The organism is Escherichia sp. WS1451 (assembly GCF_046487365.1).
In the GTDB taxonomy this organism is placed as follows: domain Bacteria; phylum Pseudomonadota; class Gammaproteobacteria; order Enterobacterales; family Enterobacteriaceae; genus Escherichia; species Escherichia coli.
Map to the genome: position 1 here is coordinate 506927 of NZ_JBJQJP010000001.1, position 21271 is coordinate 528197.

General features: G+C 50.8%; 22 protein-coding genes. 11 read left to right on the forward strand and 11 right to left on the reverse strand.

All coding sequences use genetic code 11. The annotated features are described in order from the left end of the window. Positions 1-104 precede the first annotated feature (104 nt). The gene (gene pth, locus ACJHX7_RS02585; RefSeq protein ID WP_000152933.1) at positions 105-689 is read right to left on the reverse strand and encodes an aminoacyl-tRNA hydrolase; all 585 of its coding nucleotides are present in this window, start codon (positions 687-689) and stop codon (positions 105-107) included. Between the two features lie 277 nt (positions 690-966). Between pth and ychH the strand changes: the two genes are divergently transcribed. Beyond that, complete coding sequence (gene ychH, locus ACJHX7_RS02590) at positions 967-1245, forward strand: stress-induced protein YchH (RefSeq protein WP_000823885.1); 279 nt, start codon at positions 967-969, stop codon at positions 1243-1245. 54 nt (positions 1246-1299) lie between these two features. On the opposite strand, the gene dauA is transcribed toward ychH, so the two are convergent. From dauA to lolB, 4 genes are all read right to left on the reverse strand, one after another. Further along, positions 1300-2979: a C4-dicarboxylic acid transporter DauA gene (gene dauA / locus ACJHX7_RS02595; RefSeq protein ID WP_001033344.1), complete on the reverse strand. Its 1680-nt coding sequence runs from the start codon at positions 2977-2979 to the stop codon at positions 1300-1302. Positions 2980-3103: 124 nt separating this feature from the next. Next, positions 3104-4051, reverse strand: coding sequence for a ribose-phosphate diphosphokinase (gene prs, locus ACJHX7_RS02600; protein ID WP_001298109.1), 948 nt, complete (start codon positions 4049-4051; stop codon positions 3104-3106). Between the two features lie 150 nt (positions 4052-4201). After that, positions 4202-5053 carry a 4-(cytidine 5'-diphospho)-2-C-methyl-D-erythritol kinase gene (gene ispE, locus ACJHX7_RS02605; RefSeq protein ID WP_094030199.1) on the reverse strand — a complete coding sequence of 284 codons (852 nt, stop codon included), beginning with the start codon at positions 5051-5053 and terminating at the stop codon, positions 4202-4204. Beyond that, positions 5053-5676 carry a lipoprotein insertase outer membrane protein LolB gene (lolB, locus tag ACJHX7_RS02610; protein WP_032171842.1) on the reverse strand — a complete coding sequence of 208 codons (624 nt, stop codon included), beginning with the start codon at positions 5674-5676 and terminating at the stop codon, positions 5053-5055. Before lolB ends, ispE begins: the two co-directional genes overlap by 1 nt. A 213-nt stretch (positions 5677-5889) precedes the next feature. Here lolB and hemA point away from each other — a divergent pair, with 213 nt between their 5' ends. The 6 genes from hemA to kdsA are packed head-to-tail and all read left to right on the forward strand — an operon-like array spanning position 5890 to position 11195. After that, positions 5890-7146 (forward strand): glutamyl-tRNA reductase, encoded by a 1257-nt coding sequence (gene hemA, locus ACJHX7_RS02615; protein WP_001330437.1) that lies wholly within the window; start codon positions 5890-5892, stop codon positions 7144-7146. Positions 7147-7187: 41 nt separating this feature from the next. Then, positions 7188-8270 carry a peptide chain release factor 1 gene (gene prfA, locus ACJHX7_RS02620; protein WP_000804726.1) on the forward strand — a complete coding sequence of 361 codons (1083 nt, stop codon included), beginning with the start codon at positions 7188-7190 and terminating at the stop codon, positions 8268-8270. Further along, on the forward strand, positions 8270-9103 hold the full coding sequence (gene prmC / locus ACJHX7_RS02625) for a peptide chain release factor N(5)-glutamine methyltransferase (RefSeq protein WP_032171150.1): 834 nt from the start codon (positions 8270-8272) through the stop codon (positions 9101-9103). The genes prfA and prmC overlap by 1 nt, the downstream gene beginning before the upstream one ends. Then, positions 9100-9492: an invasion regulator SirB2 gene (gene sirB2, locus ACJHX7_RS02630; protein WP_000200374.1), complete on the forward strand. Its 393-nt coding sequence runs from the start codon at positions 9100-9102 to the stop codon at positions 9490-9492. The genes prmC and sirB2 overlap by 4 nt, the downstream gene beginning before the upstream one ends. A 3-nt stretch (positions 9493-9495) precedes the next feature. Then, a complete protein-coding gene (gene sirB1, locus ACJHX7_RS02635; protein ID WP_001257044.1) occupies positions 9496-10305 on the forward strand; it encodes an invasion regulator SirB1 in 810 nt (269 codons plus the stop codon). A gap of 35 nt (positions 10306-10340) precedes the next feature. Further along, a complete protein-coding gene (kdsA, locus tag ACJHX7_RS02640; RefSeq protein ID WP_000811065.1) occupies positions 10341-11195 on the forward strand; it encodes a 3-deoxy-8-phosphooctulonate synthase in 855 nt (284 codons plus the stop codon). A 148-nt stretch (positions 11196-11343) separates the two neighbouring features. Here the strand turns inward: kdsA and ACJHX7_RS02645 are convergent, their stop codons facing one another. From ACJHX7_RS02645 to chaA, 3 genes are all read right to left on the reverse strand, one after another. Next, positions 11344-11451, reverse strand: a complete 108-nt coding sequence (locus tag ACJHX7_RS02645; RefSeq protein WP_000176713.1) for a type I toxin-antitoxin system toxin Ldr family protein — start codon at positions 11449-11451, stop codon at positions 11344-11346. Positions 11452-11878: 427 nt separating this feature from the next. Further along, complete coding sequence (locus tag ACJHX7_RS02650) at positions 11879-11986, reverse strand: type I toxin-antitoxin system toxin Ldr family protein (RefSeq protein WP_000170956.1); 108 nt, start codon at positions 11984-11986, stop codon at positions 11879-11881. 405 nt (positions 11987-12391) lie between these two features. Then, positions 12392-13492 (reverse strand): sodium-potassium/proton antiporter ChaA, encoded by a 1101-nt coding sequence (gene chaA / locus ACJHX7_RS02655; RefSeq protein ID WP_032171152.1) that lies wholly within the window; start codon positions 13490-13492, stop codon positions 12392-12394. A 269-nt stretch (positions 13493-13761) separates the two neighbouring features. Between chaA and chaB the strand changes: the two genes are divergently transcribed. Both chaB and chaC read left to right on the forward strand, forming a co-directional pair. Next, complete coding sequence (gene chaB, locus ACJHX7_RS02660) at positions 13762-13992, forward strand: putative cation transport regulator ChaB (RefSeq protein ID WP_001146444.1); 231 nt, start codon at positions 13762-13764, stop codon at positions 13990-13992. Positions 13993-14149: 157 nt separating this feature from the next. After that, positions 14150-14845, forward strand: a complete 696-nt coding sequence (gene chaC / locus ACJHX7_RS02665) for a glutathione-specific gamma-glutamylcyclotransferase (RefSeq protein WP_012311798.1) — start codon at positions 14150-14152, stop codon at positions 14843-14845. A 43-nt stretch (positions 14846-14888) separates the two neighbouring features. Here the strand turns inward: chaC and ychN are convergent, their stop codons facing one another. Continuing rightward, the gene (gene ychN, locus ACJHX7_RS02670) at positions 14889-15242 is read right to left on the reverse strand and encodes a DsrE/F sulfur relay family protein YchN (RefSeq protein WP_001169669.1); all 354 of its coding nucleotides are present in this window, start codon (positions 15240-15242) and stop codon (positions 14889-14891) included. 184 nt (positions 15243-15426) lie between these two features. Between ychN and ychO the strand changes: the two genes are divergently transcribed. Then, positions 15427-16821: an inverse autotransporter invasin YchO gene (gene ychO / locus ACJHX7_RS02675; protein WP_094030198.1), complete on the forward strand. Its 1395-nt coding sequence runs from the start codon at positions 15427-15429 to the stop codon at positions 16819-16821. On the opposite strand, the gene narL is transcribed toward ychO, so the two are convergent. Then, positions 16822-17472 carry a two-component system response regulator NarL gene (narL, locus tag ACJHX7_RS02680; protein WP_000070491.1) on the reverse strand — a complete coding sequence of 217 codons (651 nt, stop codon included), beginning with the start codon at positions 17470-17472 and terminating at the stop codon, positions 16822-16824. It lies immediately after the preceding gene. Then, a complete protein-coding gene (gene narX, locus ACJHX7_RS02685; RefSeq protein ID WP_000918063.1) occupies positions 17465-19261 on the reverse strand; it encodes a nitrate/nitrite two-component system sensor histidine kinase NarX in 1797 nt (598 codons plus the stop codon). The genes narL and narX overlap by 8 nt, the downstream gene beginning before the upstream one ends. A gap of 338 nt (positions 19262-19599) precedes the next feature. Here narX and narK point away from each other — a divergent pair, with 338 nt between their 5' ends. After that, positions 19600-20991, forward strand: a complete 1392-nt coding sequence (gene narK / locus ACJHX7_RS02690; protein ID WP_000019836.1) for a nitrate transporter NarK — start codon at positions 19600-19602, stop codon at positions 20989-20991. Positions 20992-21271: the final 280 nt, after the last annotated feature.

Below are 21271 nucleotides of genomic sequence, written 5' to 3' on the forward strand. Positions count from 1 at the left end.
CTTAATATCTTAATAATCAACCTGTTATTGCTAACAGATTGCAGAAATGGAAATAATTTTGCCTATTATACACGGCACTCGACAAAAATGCCGCAGACAACGACTTATTGCGCTTTAAAGGCGTGCAATCGGTTCGTTGCTTTGGTCAAGCCATCTGTAAACCACATTTCAGTACAACGCGCCGCTTCGTCGATGGCTTCATCAATTAACTTCTGTTCACTAACAGGCGGTTTGCCTAACACAAAACCGACAACTTTATTTTTATCGCCTGGATGACCGATTCCGATGCGTAAACGGTGAAAGTTAGGGTTATTACCCAATTTACTGATGATGTCTTTCAGTCCATTGTGACCACCATGGCCACCGCCCAACTTAAATTTGGCGACGCCAGGAGGCAGATCCAGTTCGTCGTGGGCCACCAGAATTTCGTCCGGATTAATGCGGAAAAAACTGGCCATCGCCGCAACGGCTTTGCCGCTGAGATTCATAAATGTAGTCGGGACTAACAGGCGGACATCTTCGCCTCCAAGGGTGACTCGCGAAGTATAACCAAAGAATTTAGCCTCTTCGCGCAGCGGAGCGCGCAATCGCTCTGCCAGTAAGTCAACGAACCAGGCACCAGCATTATGTCGCGTTGCGGCGTATTCAGCGCCGGGGTTCGCCAGGCCGACAATCAATTTAATCGTCACGTTTTTTTGTCCTGAGTGTGTACATAACTGGCGCGTAGTTTACTGGTTGCGGCCCCGCTTGACAAAAAACTGCGTATCAAATGCAGATAACGCAATAATTGCCTGAGTGGACTATTAGAAAGCCAAGGTGTTCAGGCGTTTATTTGTAAGGTTTTGTTGAAATAAGGGTTGTAATTGTGATCACGCCCGCACATAACCCACAGGGTGTTGTCTATACTTTACACATAAGGAAGAGGGGTATTCCCTGTTACAACCCAGAAAGTTCCGGAGGTGACATATGAAACGCAAAAACGCTTCGTTACTCGGTAACGTGCTCATGGGGTTGGGTCTGGTGGTAATGGTGGTCGGTGTGGGGTATTCAATCCTCAACCAGTTACCACAGTTTAATATGCCCCAGTATTTCGCACATGGTGCAGTGCTAAGTATTTTCGTCGGTGCCATTCTCTGGCTGGCGGGTGCCCGTGTTGGCGGGCATGAACAGGTGTGCGACCGTTACTGGTGGGTTCGCCACTATGACAAACGTTGCCGCCGTAGCGATAATCGCCGTCATAGCTAACAAATACTGCAGTTTACTGACCAGTCAGTTTGCTCTGACTGGTCAATCTCGTACTTATAAATCCGCCATCGCCGCGCGACGATTCGGGAAGAACGCCAGGCGTCCCGGGATCGGTTGAATGCCTGCGCGAGCCATCGTGCGCAGTGGCTGGAATTCCACGTTGCACACGCGCAGTTCACATCCTTCGGGCAGACGCTTCACAAAACGCTGGAACGCATCAAGACCACCTGCATCAAGTACCGGAACGGCATCCCACTTCAGAATCACAATCCGTTTGCCTTCAAGACGTGACTCCAGGTCTGTGAATAAGCCTTCAGCAGCAGCAAAAAACAGCGGGCCAATAACGCGCAGTACCAGGACATCGTCTGGAACATCTACGACTACCGGTGCCAGGCGAGTCATACGTGCGATACGACGCATAAACAGCAGCGATGCCAGCACGATCCCCACGCTGATGGCAATAACCATATCAAACAGCACGGTCAGCGACATGCACAGCAGCATGACGATGATGTCATCTTTCGGCGCATGACGCAGCAAGTCGACCACTTTGTGCGCTTCACTCATGTTCCAAGCCACCATCAACAGCAGGGCAGCCATGGCGGAAAGCGGCAGCCAGGAGAGCAGCGGTGCCAGTACCAGCAGGGCAAGAATAACCAGAATAGAGTGGATCACCGCCGAGATAGGGGAAGTTGCCCCGGCACGGACGTTAGCGGCAGAACGCGCGATGGCAGCTGTAGCGGTAATACCACCAAAGAACGGGGCGATGATATTCCCCAGTCCCTGTCCAACCAGTTCGCTGTTCGCTTTGTGTTTCGTTCCGGTCATACCATCCAGTACCACGGCGCAGAGCAGAGATTCGATTGCGCCGAGCATTGCCATTGAGAATGCCGCAGGCAGCAGTGTGCGAATAGAATCCCAGGTTAGCGTGAATTCTGAATCAGGTAGATCCCACGGCAGCACCAGTTGTGGCAGCAATTGCGGAATACCGTTACCCTGAGAACCATCGGCCAGAACGTAGTGGAACTGCGAACCGATGGTAGCAACATGTCCGCCGAGCAGGTTAACAATCCCCATCACCGCGCAACCAGCCAGCAAGGCCGGAAGGTGACCAGGCAAACGAATGCCCAGACGCGGCCAGAAAACCAGAATGCCAAGCGTCACAATGCCAATGGCAGCATCACCCACATTAATGGTCGGCAACGCCATAAATAATGCGCCGACTTTTTGTAGATAATGTTCCGGGACATGGGCCATTTGCAGACCGAGAAAATCTTTAATCTGCATGGTACCGATGGTGATCCCGATACCCGAGGTGAAACCTAAGGTGACGGAAACCGGAATATACTCAATCAGGCGCCCAAAGCGTGCCAGCCCCATCAGAATCAAAAAGATCCCCGACAGCAAGGTCGCAACCAGCAGTCCTGCCAGTCCAAACTGTTGCGAAACGGGATAGAGAATTACCACAAATGCCGCAGTCGGACCGGAAACGCTAAAGCGTGACCCACCCGTCAGAGCAATGACAATCCCCGCAACGGCTGCGGTATATAAACCGTACTGGGGTGCCACACCACTACCAATAGCCAACGCCATTGCCAGCGGGATAGCAATAATCCCGACGGTTATCCCGGCAATCAGGTCACGGGTAAACCGTGCGGCAGTATATTTTTCTTTCCAGCAAGCGTCGATCAGAGCGCGGAAAGGCATCACATGTGAGGAAAATATTTTGTTCACAATAATGTTTCATCCGTGAGCGCATCATCTGTCAACTAAATGGCAGGTGAAGGAGGCATAGGTCATACAAATGGATATTACAGACAAAAAAACCCGCCGCAGCGGGTCTTTGAGCCGGGTTCGATTAGTGTTCGAACATGGCAGAGATCGATTCTTCGTTGCTGATACGACGAATCGCTTCGGCCAGCATACCTGACAGGGTCAGAGTACGCACGTTCGGCAGTGATTTGATTTCATCGCTCAGCGGAATGGTATCGCAGACAACGACTTCATCAATTACAGAGTTACGCAGGTTGTTCGCCGCGTTGCCAGAGAAGATCGGGTGAGTCGCGTACGCAAATACACGTTTAGCACCACGTTCTTTCAGAGCTTCAGCAGCTTTACACAGCGTACCGCCAGTGTCGATCATATCATCGACCAGTACGCAGTCACGACCTGCAACGTCACCGATGATATGCATCACCTGGGAAACGTTCGCACGCGGACGACGTTTGTCGATGATTGCCATATCGGTATCGTTCAGCAGCTTAGCGATAGCGCGGGCACGCACAACGCCGCCGATGTCCGGAGAAACCACAATTGGGTTATCCAGATTCAGCTGCAGCATGTCTTCCAGCAGGATCGGGCTACCAAATACGTTATCAACCGGAACGTCGAAGAAACCCTGAATCTGTTCAGCGTGCAGATCCACTGTCAGCACGCGGTCAACACCGACGCTGGAGAGGAAGTCTGCAACCACTTTCGCAGTGATTGGTACACGAGCGGAACGGACGCGACGGTCCTGGCGCGCATAGCCAAAGTAGGGGATAACAGCGGTGATACGACCTGCGGAAGCACGACGCAGGGCATCAACCATAACGACTAATTCCATCAGGTTGTCGTTAGTAGGGGCACAAGTGGACTGGATGATGAAAATATCACCACCGCGTACATTTTCATTAATTTGTACACTGACTTCGCCGTCGCTAAAGCGACCTACAGCGGCGTCGCCGAGTGAAGTGTACAGGCGGTTGGCAATACGTTGTGCTAGTTCCGGGGTGGCGTTACCAGCAAAAAGCTTCATATCAGGCACGAGAAGAACCTCAGGCATGCGTCCATTGGTGGAAAGAATCTGCCGAAAACTGTGCGGGCCAGGCATGATTCTTTCCAGGCGGTGTATTAAAGAGCGCGATGCAACGTCTGGAACAAGGTGACGTTGTCACCGAAACTCAGCTTGCCCGGCTTAAAGCATGGCTCTGTGCAATGGGGAAAGATTAACGCCTTTCGCCACAAAGCCATTGAGCCATTCCGGGGCTTGCTCTAGCACCTGGCGGGCTTCAGACTCTGTATCAAATTCAGCAAAGACACAGGCCCCTGTCCCAGTCAGGCGCGACGGGGCGTATTCTAACAGCCAGGAAAGCACCGCATCAACCTCGCGAAAACGTTTTCTTGCGATAACCTCGCAATCATTGCTGAATTCACATTTTAGCAACGTTTCTATTGACCTTTTTGGCGTATTGCGCGGGAGTTCAGGATCTTTAAAAATCACCGGTGTCGGAATACTTACACCAGGGTGCGCCACCAAGTACCACTTCTCTGGCGGATCCACTGGCATTAGTATTTCACCAACGCCTTCGGCAAACGCGGCATGACCACGAACAAAGACAGGAACATCTGCGCCCAGCGTCAGCCCCATTTCCGCCAGCTCATCCATGCTTAGTCCGCATTGCCAGAGATGATTTAACGCCACCAGAACCGTCGCGGCATTGGATGAACCACCGCCGAGACCGCCGCCCATCGGCAAACGCTTGTCAATGCTGATATTCGCACCGCTTCCCGCCGAAAGACGCCCGCTGTTTGCCGCAGTTTTCATCAACAACCGCGCTGCGCGAACGATCAGGTTATCTTCATGTTCCACGCCTTCAACGGGCGTTAACAGACGAATATCCCCATCGTCACGAAGCTCAATGTTGATGGTGTCGCCGTAATCAAGAAACTGAAACAGCGTTTGCAGCGTGTGGTAACCATCCGCACGCTGACCAGTAATGTATAAAAACAGATTAAGTTTTGCCGGAGAGGGCCACTGTGTCCGCATTATTTCACTATCCAGTTATCCATTTTTAACTTGATGCGTTGACCACCGTCGGTGAGTTCCATATTGGCTGGCATCGCAGGTTGCGTTTTGGTGTCATAATCACCGTAAACAACTTTCCAGTTTTTGCCATTCTGGCTGTAGGTAATTTCGCTCAGGCGATATTGATCGTCCAGTTTGTAGTCGGTTGCATCACCCGGTAAACCTAAAATCCACTGGCGCAAACTGTTGAGCGGAATCGGCATTCCGGTCAATTTGCCAATCATCTCTTCGGCGTCATCGGCGGTGTAACGCTGCCCTTTATTGTCGACTAACTGCACGTTACCCGGCTGAGCATTCAGCTCCAGTTCGGTGCTGCCCAATGGGTTAGTTAGCAGCAGACGGTAGCGATCCTGGCCAGTTTGCTGCCAGAAGAAACGGGCGTACACTTTTTGTTGGTCAGAAATATAAGCGAACGCGCCGCGAGTTTGATACTGATTAAGATTGCGCACGTCTTGCTGATGCTGACGCCATTGTGGCGAATCCGGGCTTTTGCCAGGACCTTTGGGCGTGGTAACGGAACAGGCAGTGAGCACAAGAGCAGCCAGCGGTAGCAGGCGGATAAGACGAAAATCGGGCAGGGGCATAATAATGACAAGTCCTTGAGATACGTTGCAGTTATAACCCTTAATGCTAGCGTTACCGTTAGCCATCGTCTATGTTCACGTTGTCTTAATTGCCAGAATCTAACGGCTTTCGGCAATTACTCCAAAAGGGGGCGCTCTCTTTTATTGATCTTACGCATCCTGTATGATGCAAGCAGACTAACCCTATCAACGTTGGTATTATTTCCCGCAGACATGACCCTTTTAGCACTCGGTATCAACCATAAAACGGCACCTGTATCGCTGCGAGAACGTGTATCGTTTTCGCCGGATAAGCTCGATCAGGCGCTTGACAGCCTGCTTGCGCAGCCGATGGTGCAGGGCGGTGTGGTGCTGTCGACGTGTAACCGCACAGAACTTTATCTCAGCGTTGAAGAACGGGATGACCTGCAAGAGGCGCTCATTCGCTGGTTGTGTGATTACCATAATCTCAACGAAGACGATCTGCGTAATAGCCTCTACTGGCATCAGGATAACGATGCGGTCAGTCATTTAATGCGCGTTGCCAGTGGGCTTGATTCTCTCGTCCTTGGCGAGCCGCAGATCCTCGGTCAGGTGAAAAAAGCGTTTGCCGATTCGCAAAAAGGTCATATGAAGGCCAGCGAACTGGAACGCATGTTTCAGAAATCTTTCTCTGTAGCGAAACGCGTTCGCACTGAAACAGATATCGGTGCCAGTGCTGTGTCTGTCGCTTTTGCGGCTTGTACGCTGGCGCGGCAGATCTTTGAATCGCTCTCTACGGTGACGGTACTGCTGGTGGGTGCGGGCGAAACCATCGAGCTGGTGGCGCGTCATCTGCGTGAACACAAAGTACAGAAGATGATTATCGCCAACCGCACTCGCGAACGTGCCCAAATTCTGGCAGATGAAGTCGGCGCGGAAGTGATTGCCCTGAGCGATATCGACGAGCGTCTGCGCGAAGCCGATATCATCATCAGTTCCACCGCCAGCCCGTTACCGATTATCGGTAAAGGCATGGTGGAGCGGGCATTAAAAAGCCGTCGCAACCAACCAATGCTGTTGGTGGATATTGCCGTTCCGCGCGATGTTGAGCCGGAAGTTGGCAAACTGGCGAATGCTTATCTTTACAGCGTTGATGATCTGCAAAGCATCATTTCGCACAACCTGGCGCAGCGTAAAGCCGCAGCGGTTGAGGCGGAAACTATTGTCGCTCAGGAAACCAGCGAATTTATGGCGTGGCTGCGCGCACAAAGCGCCAGCGAGACCATTCGCGAGTATCGCAGCCAGGCAGAGCACGTTCGCGATGAGTTAACCGCCAAAGCGTTAGCGGCCCTTGAGCAGGGCGGCGACGCTCAAGCCATTATGCAGGATCTGGCATGGAAACTGACTAACCGCCTGATCCATGCGCCAACGAAATCACTTCAACAGGCCGCCCGTGACGGGGATAACGAACGCCTGAATATTCTGCGCGACAGCCTCGGGCTGGAGTAGCAGTACATCATTTTCCTTTTTTACAGGGTGCATTTACGCCTATGAAGCCTTCTATCGTTGCCAAACTGGAAGCCCTGCATGAACGCCATGAAGAAGTTCAGGCGTTGCTGGGTGACGCGCAAACTATCGCCGACCAGGAACGTTTTCGCGCATTATCACGCGAATATGCGCAGTTAAGTGATGTTTCGCGCTGTTTTACCGACTGGCAACAGGTTCAGGAAGATATCGAAACCGCACAGATGATGCTCGACGATCCTGAAATGCGTGAGATGGCGCAGGATGAACTGCGCGAAGCTAAAGAAAAAAGCGAGCAACTGGAACAGCAATTACAGGTTCTGTTACTACCAAAAGATCCTGATGACGAACGTAACGCCTTCCTCGAAGTCCGTGCCGGAACCGGCGGCGACGAAGCGGCGCTGTTCGCTGGCGATCTGTTCCGTATGTACAGCCGTTACGCCGAAGCCCGCCGCTGGCGTGTAGAAATCATGAGCGCCAGCGAGGGTGAACATGGTGGTTATAAAGAGATCATCGCCAAAATTAGCGGTGATGGTGTATATGGTCGTTTGAAATTCGAATCTGGCGGTCATCGCGTGCAGCGTGTTCCTGCTACGGAATCGCAGGGTCGTATTCATACTTCTGCTTGTACCGTTGCGGTAATGCCAGAACTGCCTGACGCAGAACTGCCGGACATCAACCCAGCAGATTTGCGCATTGATACTTTCCGCTCGTCAGGGGCGGGGGGGCAGCACGTTAACACCACCGATTCGGCAATTCGTATTACTCACTTGCCGACCGGAATTGTTGTTGAATGTCAGGACGAACGTTCACAACATAAAAACAAAGCTAAAGCACTTTCTGTACTTGGTGCTCGCATCCACGCTGCAGAAATGGCAAAACGGCAACAGGCCGAAGCGTCTACCCGTCGTAACCTGCTGGGGAGTGGCGATCGCAGCGACCGTAACCGTACTTACAACTTCCCGCAGGGGCGCGTTACCGATCACCGCATCAACCTGACGCTCTACCGTCTGGATGAAGTGATGGAAGGTAAGCTGGATATGCTAATTGAACCGATTATCCAGGAACATCAGGCCGACCAACTGGCGGCGTTGTCCGAGCAGGAATAATGGAATATCAACACTGGTTACGTGAAGCAATAAGCCAACTTCAGGCGAGCGAAAGCCCGCGGCGTGATGCTGAAATCCTGCTGGCGCATGTTACCGGCAAAGGGCGTACTTTTATTCTCGCCTTTGGTGAAACGCAGCTGACTGACGAACAATGTCAGCAACTTGATGCGCTACTGACGCGTCGTCGCGATGGTGAACCTATTGCTCATTTAACCGGGGTGCGAGAATTCTGGTCGCTGCCGTTATTTGTTTCGCCAGCGACCTTAATTCCGCGCCCGGATACGGAGTGTCTGGTGGAGCAGGCACTGGCGCGGTTGCCTGAACAGCCTTGCCGTATTCTCGATCTCGGGACGGGTACCGGGGCGATTGCGCTGGCGCTGGCTAGCGAGCGCCCGGACTGTGAAATTACCGCTGTAGATCGTATGCCAGATGCTGTCTCTCTGGCACAACGTAATGCCCAGCATCTGGCGATCAAAAATATCCATATTCTGCAAAGCGACTGGTTTAGCGCGCTAGCCGGGCAGCAGTTTGCGATGATTGTCAGTAATCCGCCGTATATTGACGAGCAGGACCCACATCTTCAACAAGGCGATGTCCGCTTTGAGCCGCTCACTGCGCTGGTTGCGGCAGACAGTGGAATGGCAGACATCGTGCATATCATCGAACAGTCGCGTAACGCGCTGGTATCCGGCGGCTTTCTGCTTCTGGAACATGGCTGGCAGCAGGGCGAAGCGGTGCGACAGGCATTTATCCACGCGGGATATCATGACGTCGAAACCTGTCGGGACTATGGTGATAACGAGCGCGTAACGCTCGGCCGCTATTATCAATGACAAGTTTTTCTACACTGCTTAGTGTTCATCTTATTAGTATCGCGCTTTCAGTTGGGCTATTAACCTTACGTTTCTGGCTACGTTATCAGAAGCATCCACAGGCATTTGCGCGCTGGACGCGCATTGTGCCGCCGGTTGTCGATACGCTGTTATTGTTAAGCGGCATTGCGTTGATGGCTAAAGCGCACATCCTGCCATTTTCCGGGCAGGCACAGTGGCTGACTGAAAAGCTGTTTGGAGTTATCATTTATATCGTTTTGGGTTTTATTGCACTCGATTATCGTCGTATGCACAGTCAGCAGGCGCGCATTATTGCCTTCCCGCTGGCGTTGGTGGTGCTGTACATCATCATTAAACTCGCCACCACAAAAGTACCGTTACTGGGGTAAGTCATGAGATCGTTAGCTGATTTCGAATTTAATAAAGCGCCATTGTGCGAAGGCATGATCCTGGCTTGCGAAGCAATCCGCCGCGATTTTCCCTCGCAAGATGTTTACGACGAACTGGAGCGTCTCGTTAGTCTGGCGAAGGAAGAAATCAGCCAGCTTCTGCCTTTAGAAGAGCAGCTGGAAAAACTGATCGCGCTGTTTTACGGCGACTGGGGATTTAAAGCCTCACGCGGCGTTTATCGTCTTTCCGATGCATTATGGCTGGACCAGGTGTTAAAGAATCGACAGGGCAGTGCGGTATCATTAGGTGCGGTTTTATTATGGGTCGCGAATCGTCTCGATTTGCCGCTGCTGCCGGTGATTTTCCCTACGCAGTTGATATTGCGCATTGAATGTCCGGATGGTGAAATTTGGCTGATTAATCCTTTTAACGGTGAATCGTTAAGCGAACATATGCTGGATGTGTGGTTAAAGGGAAATATCAGCCCGTCGGCGGAACTGTTTTATGAAGACCTTGATGAAGCTGATAACATTGAGGTAATCCGCAAATTGCTGGATACACTCAAAGCTTCGTTGATGGAAGAAAATCAGATGGAGCTGGCGTTACGCACCAGCGAAGCTTTATTACAATTCAACCCGGAAGATCCCTATGAAATTCGCGATCGCGGGTTGATTTATGCGCAACTGGATTGCGAACACGTTGCGTTGAACGATTTAAGTTATTTCGTTGAACAGTGTCCGGAAGACCCGATCAGCGAAATGATCCGTGCGCAAATAAATAACATCGCGCATAAACATATTGTGCTGCATTAATTAATCGACATTTTACTCAAGATTAAGGCGATCCTATGAAACAAAAAGTGGTTAGCATTGGCGACATCAACGTAGCAAATGACCTGCCGTTCGTACTGTTTGGTGGTATGAACGTGCTGGAATCTCGCGATCTGGCGATGCGCATTTGCGAGCACTACGTAACCGTGACCCAGAAACTGGGTATCCCTTACGTGTTCAAAGCCTCTTTTGACAAAGCCAACCGCTCCTCCATCCACTCTTATCGTGGACCGGGCCTGGAAGAAGGGATGAAAATCTTCCAGGAGTTGAAGCAGACTTTTGGCGTGAAAATTATCACCGACGTTCACGAACCAAGCCAGGCTCAGCCCGTTGCTGATGTTGTGGATGTGATTCAGTTGCCGGCGTTTCTTGCTCGCCAGACAGACCTGGTTGAAGCCATGGCGAAAACCGGTGCGGTAATTAACGTCAAGAAACCGCAGTTTGTCAGCCCGGGACAGATGGGTAATATCGTTGATAAATTCAAAGAAGGCGGCAACGAAAAAGTGATTCTTTGCGATCGCGGTGCTAACTTCGGCTATGACAACCTGGTTGTTGATATGCTGGGCTTCAGCATCATGAAGAAAGTGTCTGGTAATTCACCGGTGATTTTCGACGTTACCCACGCACTGCAATGTCGCGATCCATTTGGCGCAGCTTCCGGCGGTCGTCGTGCTCAGGTGGCTGAGCTGGCAAGAGCCGGTATGGCGGTAGGTCTGGCGGGGCTGTTTATTGAAGCGCATCCGGATCCGGAACATGCGAAATGTGATGGTCCATCCGCGCTGCCGCTGGCTAAACTGGAACCGTTCCTCAAGCAAATGAAAGCGATTGATGATCTGGTGAAAGGTTTCGAAGAACTGGATACCAGCAAGTAATCTTTTTTGCTTGAAAAATAAAGTCTTAGCGTTCTGCGTTAAGACTTTTTTCATGGGTGCCGGATACAAAAAAGGCCGCAGGCTATTACCCCTGCGGCCGGTTTCGGGCGCATATTGCCATCACGGCAGCCTGACGCCCGTTTTCACCTTACTTCCGGTTACGCCACCAGCTGACAATCGCTGCGGTAATAATTCCCGCCAGGATCGGTGCTGCCAGGTCGTGCCAGAAAGTCATGGCAAACTGCGTGAGCGTCATATAGCCGCCTTGTTGTAATGACAACATTTTGCGGCTATTCTTGAATTGTTCTGGTTCAAGATTAGCCCCCGTTCTGTTGTCAGGTTGTACCTCTCAACGTGCGGGGGTTTTCTCTTTCCAGCAACCAATGCCACCAGGGATAAAGCCCCCGCAACATTGCGCCTCACCGGATAACTCCGGCTTGGTGTGGATACTACGTCTCAATTCATCTTCACTTCATCCCTGAAATGTTTGCAATGAAGAGTGCATTCCGGTTTTTCAACAGCTGTTACAGTCGTTTCATGAGTGCTCTGGATGATGCTTCCAGCTCGGGTTGCCAATATTTACTTGCAGAAGAGATAAAGACAAAAAGGGCCGCAGGCTGTTACCCCTGCGGCCGGTTTCGGGCGCATATTGCCATCACGGCAGCCTGACGCCCGTTTTCACCTTACTTCCGGTTACGCCACCAGCTGACAATCACTGCGGTAATAATCCCCGCCAGGATCGGTGCCGCCAGGTCGTGCCAGAAAATCATGGCAAACTGCGCGAGCGTCATATAGCCGCCTTGTTGTAATGACAACATTTTGCGGCTATTCTTGAATTGTTGATGGTTCAAGATTAGCCCCCGTTCTGTTGTCAGGTTTTACCTCTCAACGTGCGGGGGTTTTCTCTTTCCAGCAACCAATGCCACCAGGGATAAAGCCCCCGCAACATTGCGCCTCACCGGATAACGCCGGCTTGGTGTGGATATTACGTCGCAATTCATCTTCACTTCATCCCTGAAATGTTTGCAATGAAGAGTACATTCCGGCTTTTCAACAGCTGTTGCAGTGGTTTCGTGCAGGTTCTGGTACAGGCTCGCAATTCTGATTAACGACCTGTTCAGGTAGTATGAAGAAATACAATAAGCAGGAATTTATATTATCTCCCCCGATTTTCGTCATCGGAGGAGATATAACTGTCAGGCAAATATCGTCATCAAATAGGCGGCAAACAGTGCCAGATGCGCTGCGCCATTGAGCACGTTAGTACGTCCGGTGGAGAAGGAGATATGGCACAGCACTAAAGAGGCCACCATCACCACCATTTCTGGCGCACCAAGTGCAAACTGCAATTCGTTACCCGTCATAAAGGCAATTAGCGTGACGACAGGTACGGTAAGCGAAATGGTTGCTAACACTGAACCAAAGAACAGATTCATCGCGCGCTGGACCTGGTTGTTCAACACTGCTTTTAACGCACCTAAACCTTCCGGCGACAGAATCAACAGAGCCACCAGGAAGCCAGTAAAGGCGACAGGGGCATTCATGCTGTCGAGCAATGTCTCCAGCGGGCTGGCGTTCATTTTGGTGACTGCAATAACGGCAATCAGATGGATAATCAACCAGATAGCATGCCACAGGCTGCTATGGGCAGACGGTTTACCGTGATGCGGGTCGTCGTCATCACTGTCATCTTCGTGCTCGTAGACAAATAAACTTTGATGCGTTTTGGTCTGGATCAGCAAAAATACGCCATACATTGCCGCAGAAATTAATGCTACCAGTAACGCCTGACCGGTTGAAAAATTCGCCGCAGGCAGAGCCATTGGAAATACCAGTACGATTATCGCCAGGGGGAACAGCGCAATTAAATACTGCTTGATACCAAACAGATTCATATATTGGGTGGCAAACTTGCGTCCGCCCAACAATAATGAAAAGCCAACCAGCCCACCGGTAACAATCATAATGATTGAATAGAGCGTATCACGCATTAGCGTTGGCGCGGCGTCGCCGGTTGCCATTAAAGCTGAAATCAAACTGACTTCAAGAATAACCACTGAAAGGCTAAGAATAAGCGAACCGTAAGGTTCTCCCAGGCGATGGGCTAATACGTCCGCATGACGGACAACACTAAAGGCGCTACTTAAAATACCAATAAGAGCAAGAAGATTGATGCCAATGACCACTGGTAGTGTCTGGCTGCTTCCCCACAGGAACAGCACTACCAGCGCCAGAACCGGGAAAATAAGCGAAGTCTCCTTGTGGCGGGTTTTTACCGCCTCTTGAGCATTTGACATTATGGTTATCCCTTTGCAGATGAATTTATCGAAAATGTAAAAAATAGGTAGGAAAAATAACAGAAAGTGTCTGGATATCGGTAACATTTTACGAATTTTTACCCCGCTGTCGATTTTTTACTCATCGGGCCATAAAAATAAGCAATGCGTTTAGACAATGTTTGTTTTAGCACTTCTTAAGAAGAGTCTGACATGAAAATTCTTATGTTTTGGCAAGAGTAGATGTTGTTGACCACACTTAATGTTCAACTTTGTAAAAGGAGTCAACGATGCCGTATAAAACGAAAAGCGATCTGCCGGAAAGCGTAAAGCACGTGCTTCCGTCTCATGCCCAGGATATCTATAAAGAAGCGTTCAACAGCGCATGGGATCAATATAAAGATAAAGAAGATCGGCGTGATGACGCCAGTCGCGAAGAAACCGCGCATAAAGTGGCCTGGGCTGCTGTGAAGCATGAATATGCCAAAGGGGATGATGATAAATGGCATAAAAAATCGTAAAACCGGTAGCTTAGTTAAAGCTATTCGTGCGGTGTTGCCTTGCAAGTGGTCCGTGGATTGCATATTGTCCCGTTAGTGGTTTCAAAATGAGCAGTAAAAATGTCCGGAAGACACCAAAAAGTTGTCGCAGGGAAGTATGCAGTGGCGGAGGTGTAAGGTGATAACGCGTGATTTCTTGATGAATGCCGATTGTAAAACGGCATTTGGTGCCATTGAAGAATCACTCTTATGGTCAGCAGAACAACGGGCGGCTTCGCTGGCGGCGACGCTGGCTTGTCGACCTGATGAGGGACCGGTGTGGATCTTCGGTTATGGATCGTTGATGTGGAATCCGGCACTGGAGTTTACCGAGTCGTGCACCGGTACACTGGTTGGATGGCATCGCGCGTTTTGCCTGCGTCTGACCGCCGGGCGCGGGACTGCGCACCAGCCGGGACGAATGCTTGCACTGAAAGAGGGCGGACGCACCACAGGCGTCGCCTATCGACTGCCAGAAGAGACGCTGGAGCAGGAACTAACCTTGCTGTGGAAGCGTGAGATGATTACCGGCTGTTATCTGCCAACCTGGTGTCAGCTTGATCTTGATGATGGACGCACAGTAAACGCCATTGTGTTTATTATGGACCCGCGACATCCAGAATATGAATCTGACACTCGTGCTCAGGTCATCGCGCCGTTGATTGCGGCGGCGAGCGGTCCGCTGGGAACCAATGCACAATACCTGTTTTCACTGGAACAGGAGCTTATCAAACTGGGAATGCAGGACGATGGGCTGAATGATTTGCTGGTATCGGTAAAAAAACTGCTGGCGGAGAATTATCCGGATGCTGTGTTACGGCCGGGATTCGCCTGAGTAAACTTTTCGCATAGTGGGGCGTCAGACGCCCCCTCAAACATTAAAATGTGAGCACTTTATCGGCTGACAGCGTCCATTGCGCCAGTTCCACAAGAGTACCGATTTCCACCCCATCAATCAGAGGAAGTGTGCTAATCCCGCGTCCGTCAGTACAGGTTTTGCACAATTTCACCGGTACATTCTGAGCGGTAAGGATCTCCAGCATTTGCTGAATGTTGTAGCCTTCCCCTGGTTTTTGCCCGCGCAACCCGGCTGTGACCGCATCAGACATCAGGAACAGACGCAGATCCAGATTGCTCTCCTGCTCTCGTAACGCAATGGCCAGCCGCAAGCTGTTAAACAAGGATTCGCTCCCGTAAGGTGCGCCATTGGCAACGATCACGATTTTTTGCATTATTTACTCCTGTATTCAGGGAATTAGACACTCATCTTCTATCTTACTGCTTCTGCAGCGTCTGACCAATCGGTCACATTTTTAAGGATTTTCCTGAAAGCGCGAGAAAATACGACAAAAGTTGCCAGTAATCGTTATTCTTTAAGGCTATGGTTTTTCATTTTTACCGGAAGTTACCGACGTTTTGAGCCGTTTCGTTCCTCGCATTATTCCGCTTTATTTACTCTTGCTGGCGGCAGGTGGTACAGCTAACGCACAATCTACCTTCGAGCAAAAAGCGGCGAATCCCTTTGATAATAACAATGATGGTCTGCCGGATTTAGGCATGGCACCCGAAAATCATGATGGGGAAAAACACTTTGCTGAAATTGTGAAAGATTTCGGCGAAACCAGTATGAATGATAACGGGCTGGATACTGGCGAGCAGGCAAAAGCTTTCGCATTGGGAAAAGTCCGCGACGCGCTTAGTCAACAGGTTAATCAGCACGTAGAGTCTTGGCTATCACCGTGGGGAAATGCCAGTGTTGACGTCAAAGTGGGTAACGAAGGACATTTCACCGGCAGTCGTGGAAGCTGGTTTGTGCCGTTACAAGATAATGATCGTTATCTCACCTGGAGCCAGCTTGGTCTTACTCAGCAGGATGATGGGCTGGTGAGCAATGTGGGCGTTGGGCAACGCTGGGCGCGCGGCAGCTGGCTGGTGGGTTATAACACTTTTTATGACAACTTGCTGGACGAAAATCTTCAGCGAGCGGGCTTCGGTGCCGAAGCGTGGGGCGAATATTTGCGACTATCGGCAAACTTTTATCAGCCGTTTGCTGCATGGCATGAACAGACAGCCACGCAGGAACAACGGATGGCGCGCGGGTACGACCTGACAGCCCGAATGCGCATGCCGTTCTATCAACACCTCAATACCAGTGTCAGCGTAGAACAGTATTTTGGTGATCGTGTTGATTTGTTTAACTCTGGTACGGGTTATCACAATCCCGTCGCGTTGAGTCTGGGATTAAATTATACCCCAGTGCCATTAGTCACTGTGACGGCTCAGCATAAACAGGGTGAAAGTGGCGAGAATCAAAATAACCTCGGGCTGAATCTTAACTACCGCTTTGGTGTACCGCTCAAAAAACAACTTTCTGCGGGCGAAGTTGCCGAAAGTCAGTCGTTACGTGGTAGTCGCTATGACAATCCGCAGCGAAATAATCTTCCGACTCTTGAGTACCGACAGCGAAAAACCTTAACGGTGTTTCTGGCGACACCGCCGTGGGATCTAAAACCTGGCGAAACAGTGCCGCTGAAATTACAAATCCGCAGTCGTTACGGTATTCGGCAACTGATTTGGCAGGGCGATACGCAGATATTAAGTTTGACGCCGGGCGCACAAGCCAACAGTGAGGAGGGCTGGACGCTGATCATGCCTGACTGGCAAAACGGGGAAGGCGCAAGCAATCACTGGCGATTGTCGGTGGTGGTGGAAGATAACCAGGGGCAGCGTGTCTCCTCCAATGAGATCACGCTAACGCTTGTCGAACCGTTCGATGCATTGTCAAACGACGAACTGCGCTGGGAACCGTAATCAGAAAATGCGCTCCTGATGCACCCATACCGCTGCTTCCACGCGAGACTTGAGCTTCATTTTCTTCAGCATGTGCTTGACGTGCACTTTTACTGTGCTTTCGGTGATATCCAGGCGGCGGGCAATCATCTTGTTCGGCAAACCCTGGGCAATCAGCTTGAGTATATCGCGCTCGCGTGGGGTTAACTGGTTAACATCGCGTTCAGTAGTGGCACGGTTAGCGCGCAAGCTGGCGGCCAGAACAGGCGTTAATGCTTCGCTTAATACCATTTCTCCAGCAGCTGCCTGATGTAACGCTTTCAGCAGATCTTCCGGTTCCATATCTTTTAACAGATAGCCATCCGCGCCGCGTTTCAGTGCGGTGACCACATCTTCTTCATGGTTAGAGACGCTGAATACCACAATGCGCCCTGAGAGGGACTTTTCGCGGAGTTTATCCAGCGTTTCCAGACCATTCATGCCGGGCATATTGAGATCTAACAGGATCAGATCGGGATCAAGAGATTCCGCCAGTTCAATACCCTGTTCGCCATTACTCGCTTCGCCAACCACGGTGATATCTGGTGCCATACTGATAAGCTGTTTTACGCCAGTTCGCAGCATCGGGTGATCGTCGATCAGCAGGATAGTAGCCGGTTCCTGATTACTCATGGGTATCTCCTTGGACGTCTGTGAAAGTTTTTTCGGGAATAAAGGTGACAACCACTTCGGTGCCACCTGATTCACGACGGCGGACGCGGCAATCGCCTCGTAAACTTTGCGCACGGTCGCGCATTATTATCATGCCGTAGTGATTGCTGCGGATGGCATTTTCAGGCACGCCGCAGCCGTTATCCTGGACGGTCAGTTTGACCTGATTATCGTTTTGCGCCACCGTCACCACGACCTCACTCGCTTGCGAATGTTTGAGGGCGTTACTTAATGCCTCACGGGCAATTTGCAACAAGTGGATTGCCTGATGCGAAGGCACCAGACGAGGCGGCAATTGATAATCCAGCTTCACCGGGAAGCCAAATTTGGCGCTGTACTCTTCGCAACTCGCCTCCAGCGCCGGACGTAATCCAGGCTCGGTGAGCTGCAAGCGGAATGTGGTGAGCAATTCACGCAACTGCGCCCAGGATGCATTCAGTTCGTTACGGATCTGACTTAACAGTTCGCGGCTGCTTTCTGGCAGCGCATCGCCCTGCATCTGTAAACAACTCACCTGCATCTTCATACAAGAGAGAGATTGGGCAATAGAATCATGCAGTTCGCGCGCAATGGTGGCACGCTCTTCCATCACGATCAACTGTTGCTGACGTTCCTGATGCCGATCCAGCGCCAGCGTGGCGGTGAGTTGTTCAACCAGGGTATCCACCAGTTGTTGTTGATCATGGCTAAGATGACGCCCCTGCGGCAGGGTCGCCAGCAAAATACCGTACTGCGTATGAGAGTCAGCCAGCCGCCACTTCAGGGTTGTGCCGCGATCGCCAACGGGTAATATGCCGCGCGGGCAGAGCTGGCAGCCTTTATCATCACAAGTCATATCTGGCTGGCAGGTAAACTCCTGATGATTCTCTTCATCATCAGTGTCATACACCCGCAGTTCGATATCACGTAGCAGGGTTAAATTCTGTAAGCCGTTTAGTACCGGTGACAGGCGTTCACACAGCGGGGCGCGGGAATGCAAACGGCGGTTAGCCTGCCATAAAAAAGAGAGGATCTGATTTTTATGCTCCAGCCCGGCAGTTTTCTCCTGAACCCGCTGCTCAAGTACGGCATAACTTTCGGCCAGTTCTGCAGACATATTGTTCAATGCAGTTCCAAGCATCGCCATTTCGTTGCGCCCGCTGATGTTTGCGCGTTGGGTAAAATCGCGATGGCTGACGGCACTCGCCATTGCCAGCAGTTGCCGCCACGGTTGTAGCAGTCGCGCCCGCAACCAGATAATAGTGAACACCAGTAAAAGTGCCATAAATACCGCCATTACCCGATGGACCAGTACCACTGTCTCAATGCGCATTTCCGTGGTGCGGTCAAAACCAGATACCAGCTGATCAAGCCCGGCAACAAACTGGCTGACATCCGCTGACACCGTTTCGCGGTTTTGTGCACGCATCAGCGCAGGGATCAGTTCATTACGCCAGTAATCTTGTAAACCCTGTAATTGCGCCAGTTGTCCGTCTCGTTCCGCTGCTCGAGTCAACTCGGCGCTAAATGCCGTTTGTTCCATTTCTTTAATTAAGGGCTTGTCTTTCTCGCTTAATGGCACTGCCGCCAACAGACGGTAACTTTGCATGCGCAGCGATCCCGCTTTGTTGATCGCATGGGCGCTGCCCTGAACGCCTTGCACCAGCCAGCCAGAAACCGCCATCCCTGCCAGTCCAATAGCAGTAGAAAGCAACACAATAAGCGCAACCTGATTAACCAGGGTGAGCGGAGAGAGACAACGTTTAAGCATGTAAACCTCTTCCTTCAGGCTTTAAATGAGCAATAACCTTAATGAATGTGACGATACATTCTGGAATGGCAGTATTCTCGGCTATTGGCTGAAGTATACCCATACCCGGAAAGAGTTACTCCTTATTTGCCGCGTGGTTAGTCGCTTTACATCGGTAAGGGTAGGGATTTTACAGCACTGTGAAAAATCTCATAATTTTTATGAAATCACTGTACTCACTATGGGTAATGATAAATATCAATGATAGATAAAGTTATCTTATCGTTTGATTTACATCAAATTGCCTTTAGCTACAGACACTAAGGTGGCAGACATCGAAACGAGTATCAGAGGTGTCTATGAGTCACTCATCCGCCCCCGAAAGGGCTACTGGAGCTGTCATTACAGATTGGCGACCGGAAGATCCTGCGTTCTGGCAACAACGCGGTCAACGTATTGCCAGCCGCAACCTGTGGATTTCCGTTCCCTGTCTGCTGCTGGCGTTTTGCGTATGGATGTTGTTCAGCGCTGTTGCGGTGAACTTACCGAAAGTCGGTTTTAATTTTACGACCGATCAGCTATTTATGTTGACTGCGCTGCCTTCGGTTTCTGGCGCGTTATTACGTGTTCCATACTCCTTTATGGTTCCTATCTTCGGTGGTCGTCGCTGGACGGCGTTCAGCACCGGTATTCTGATTATTCCTTGCGTCTGGCTGGGTTTTGCCGTGCAGGATACCTCCACGCCTTATAGCGTCTTCATCATCATCTCTCTGCTGTGCGGCTTTGCTGGCGCGAACTTCGCATCCAGTATGGCAAACATCAGCTTCTTCTTTCCGAAACAGAAGCAGGGTGGCGCGCTGGGTCTGAATGGTGGTCTGGGCAACATGGGCGTCAGCGTCATGCAGTTGGTTGCTCCGCTGGTGGTATCACTGTCGATTTTCGCAGTATTTGGTAGCCAGGGTGTCAAACAGCCGGATGGGACTGAGCTGTATCTGGCGAATGCGTCCTGGGTATGGGTGCCGTTCCTTGCCATCTTCACCATTGCGGCGTGGTTTGGCATGAACGATCTTGCTACCTCGAAAGCCTCCATCAAGGAGCAGTTGCCGGTACTCAAACGGGGTCATCTGTGGATTATGAGCCTGCTGTATCTGGCAACCTTCGGCTCCTTCATCGGCTTCTCCGCGGGCTTTGCGATGCTGTCAAAAACGCAGTTCCCGGATGTTCAGATTCTGCAATACGCTTTCTTCGGGCCGTTTATTGGTGCGCTGGCGCGTTCTGCAGGTGGTGCATTATCTGACCGTCTGGGCGGAACTCGTGTCACGCTGGTGAACTTTATCCTGATGGCGATTTTCAGCGGCCTGCTGTTCCTGACCTTACCGACTGACGGACAGGGCGGAAGCTTCATGGCGTTCTTCGCAGTCTTCCTGGCGCTGTTCCTGACAGCTGGGCTGGGTAGTGGTTCCACTTTCCAGATGATTTCCGTGATCTTCCGTAAACTGACAATGGATCGCGTGAAAGCAGAAGGGGGTTCTGACGAACGTGCGATGCGTGAAGCGGCAACCGACACGGCGGCGGCGCTGGGTTTCATCTCTGCGATTGGCGCGATTGGTGGCTTCTTTATCCCGAAAGCGTTTGGTAGCTCGCTGGCATTAACGGGTTCGCCAGTCGGCGCAATGAAAGTATTTTTGATTTTCTATATCGCCTGCGTGGTGATTACCTGGGCGGTATATGGTCGGCATTCTAAAAAATAAATCTTAATATTTGATTATCCTTTGCGCGGCATGATGTCGCGCTTTTTTTATTCGTCATTTAGTTACAACATACTCATATTATATGGCTTATTTCGCCGGATTTCATTAAGAGCCATTAATATGTTACCCATGGGGAATACTCCTTAATACCCATCTGCATAAAAATCTTAATAGCTTAAATAACTACAGGTATAAAACGTCTTGATTTACAGCGTGTTATGCTGTAACTGCTAATTATCCTAAAGGGGTATCTTAGGAATTTACTTTATTTTTCATCCCC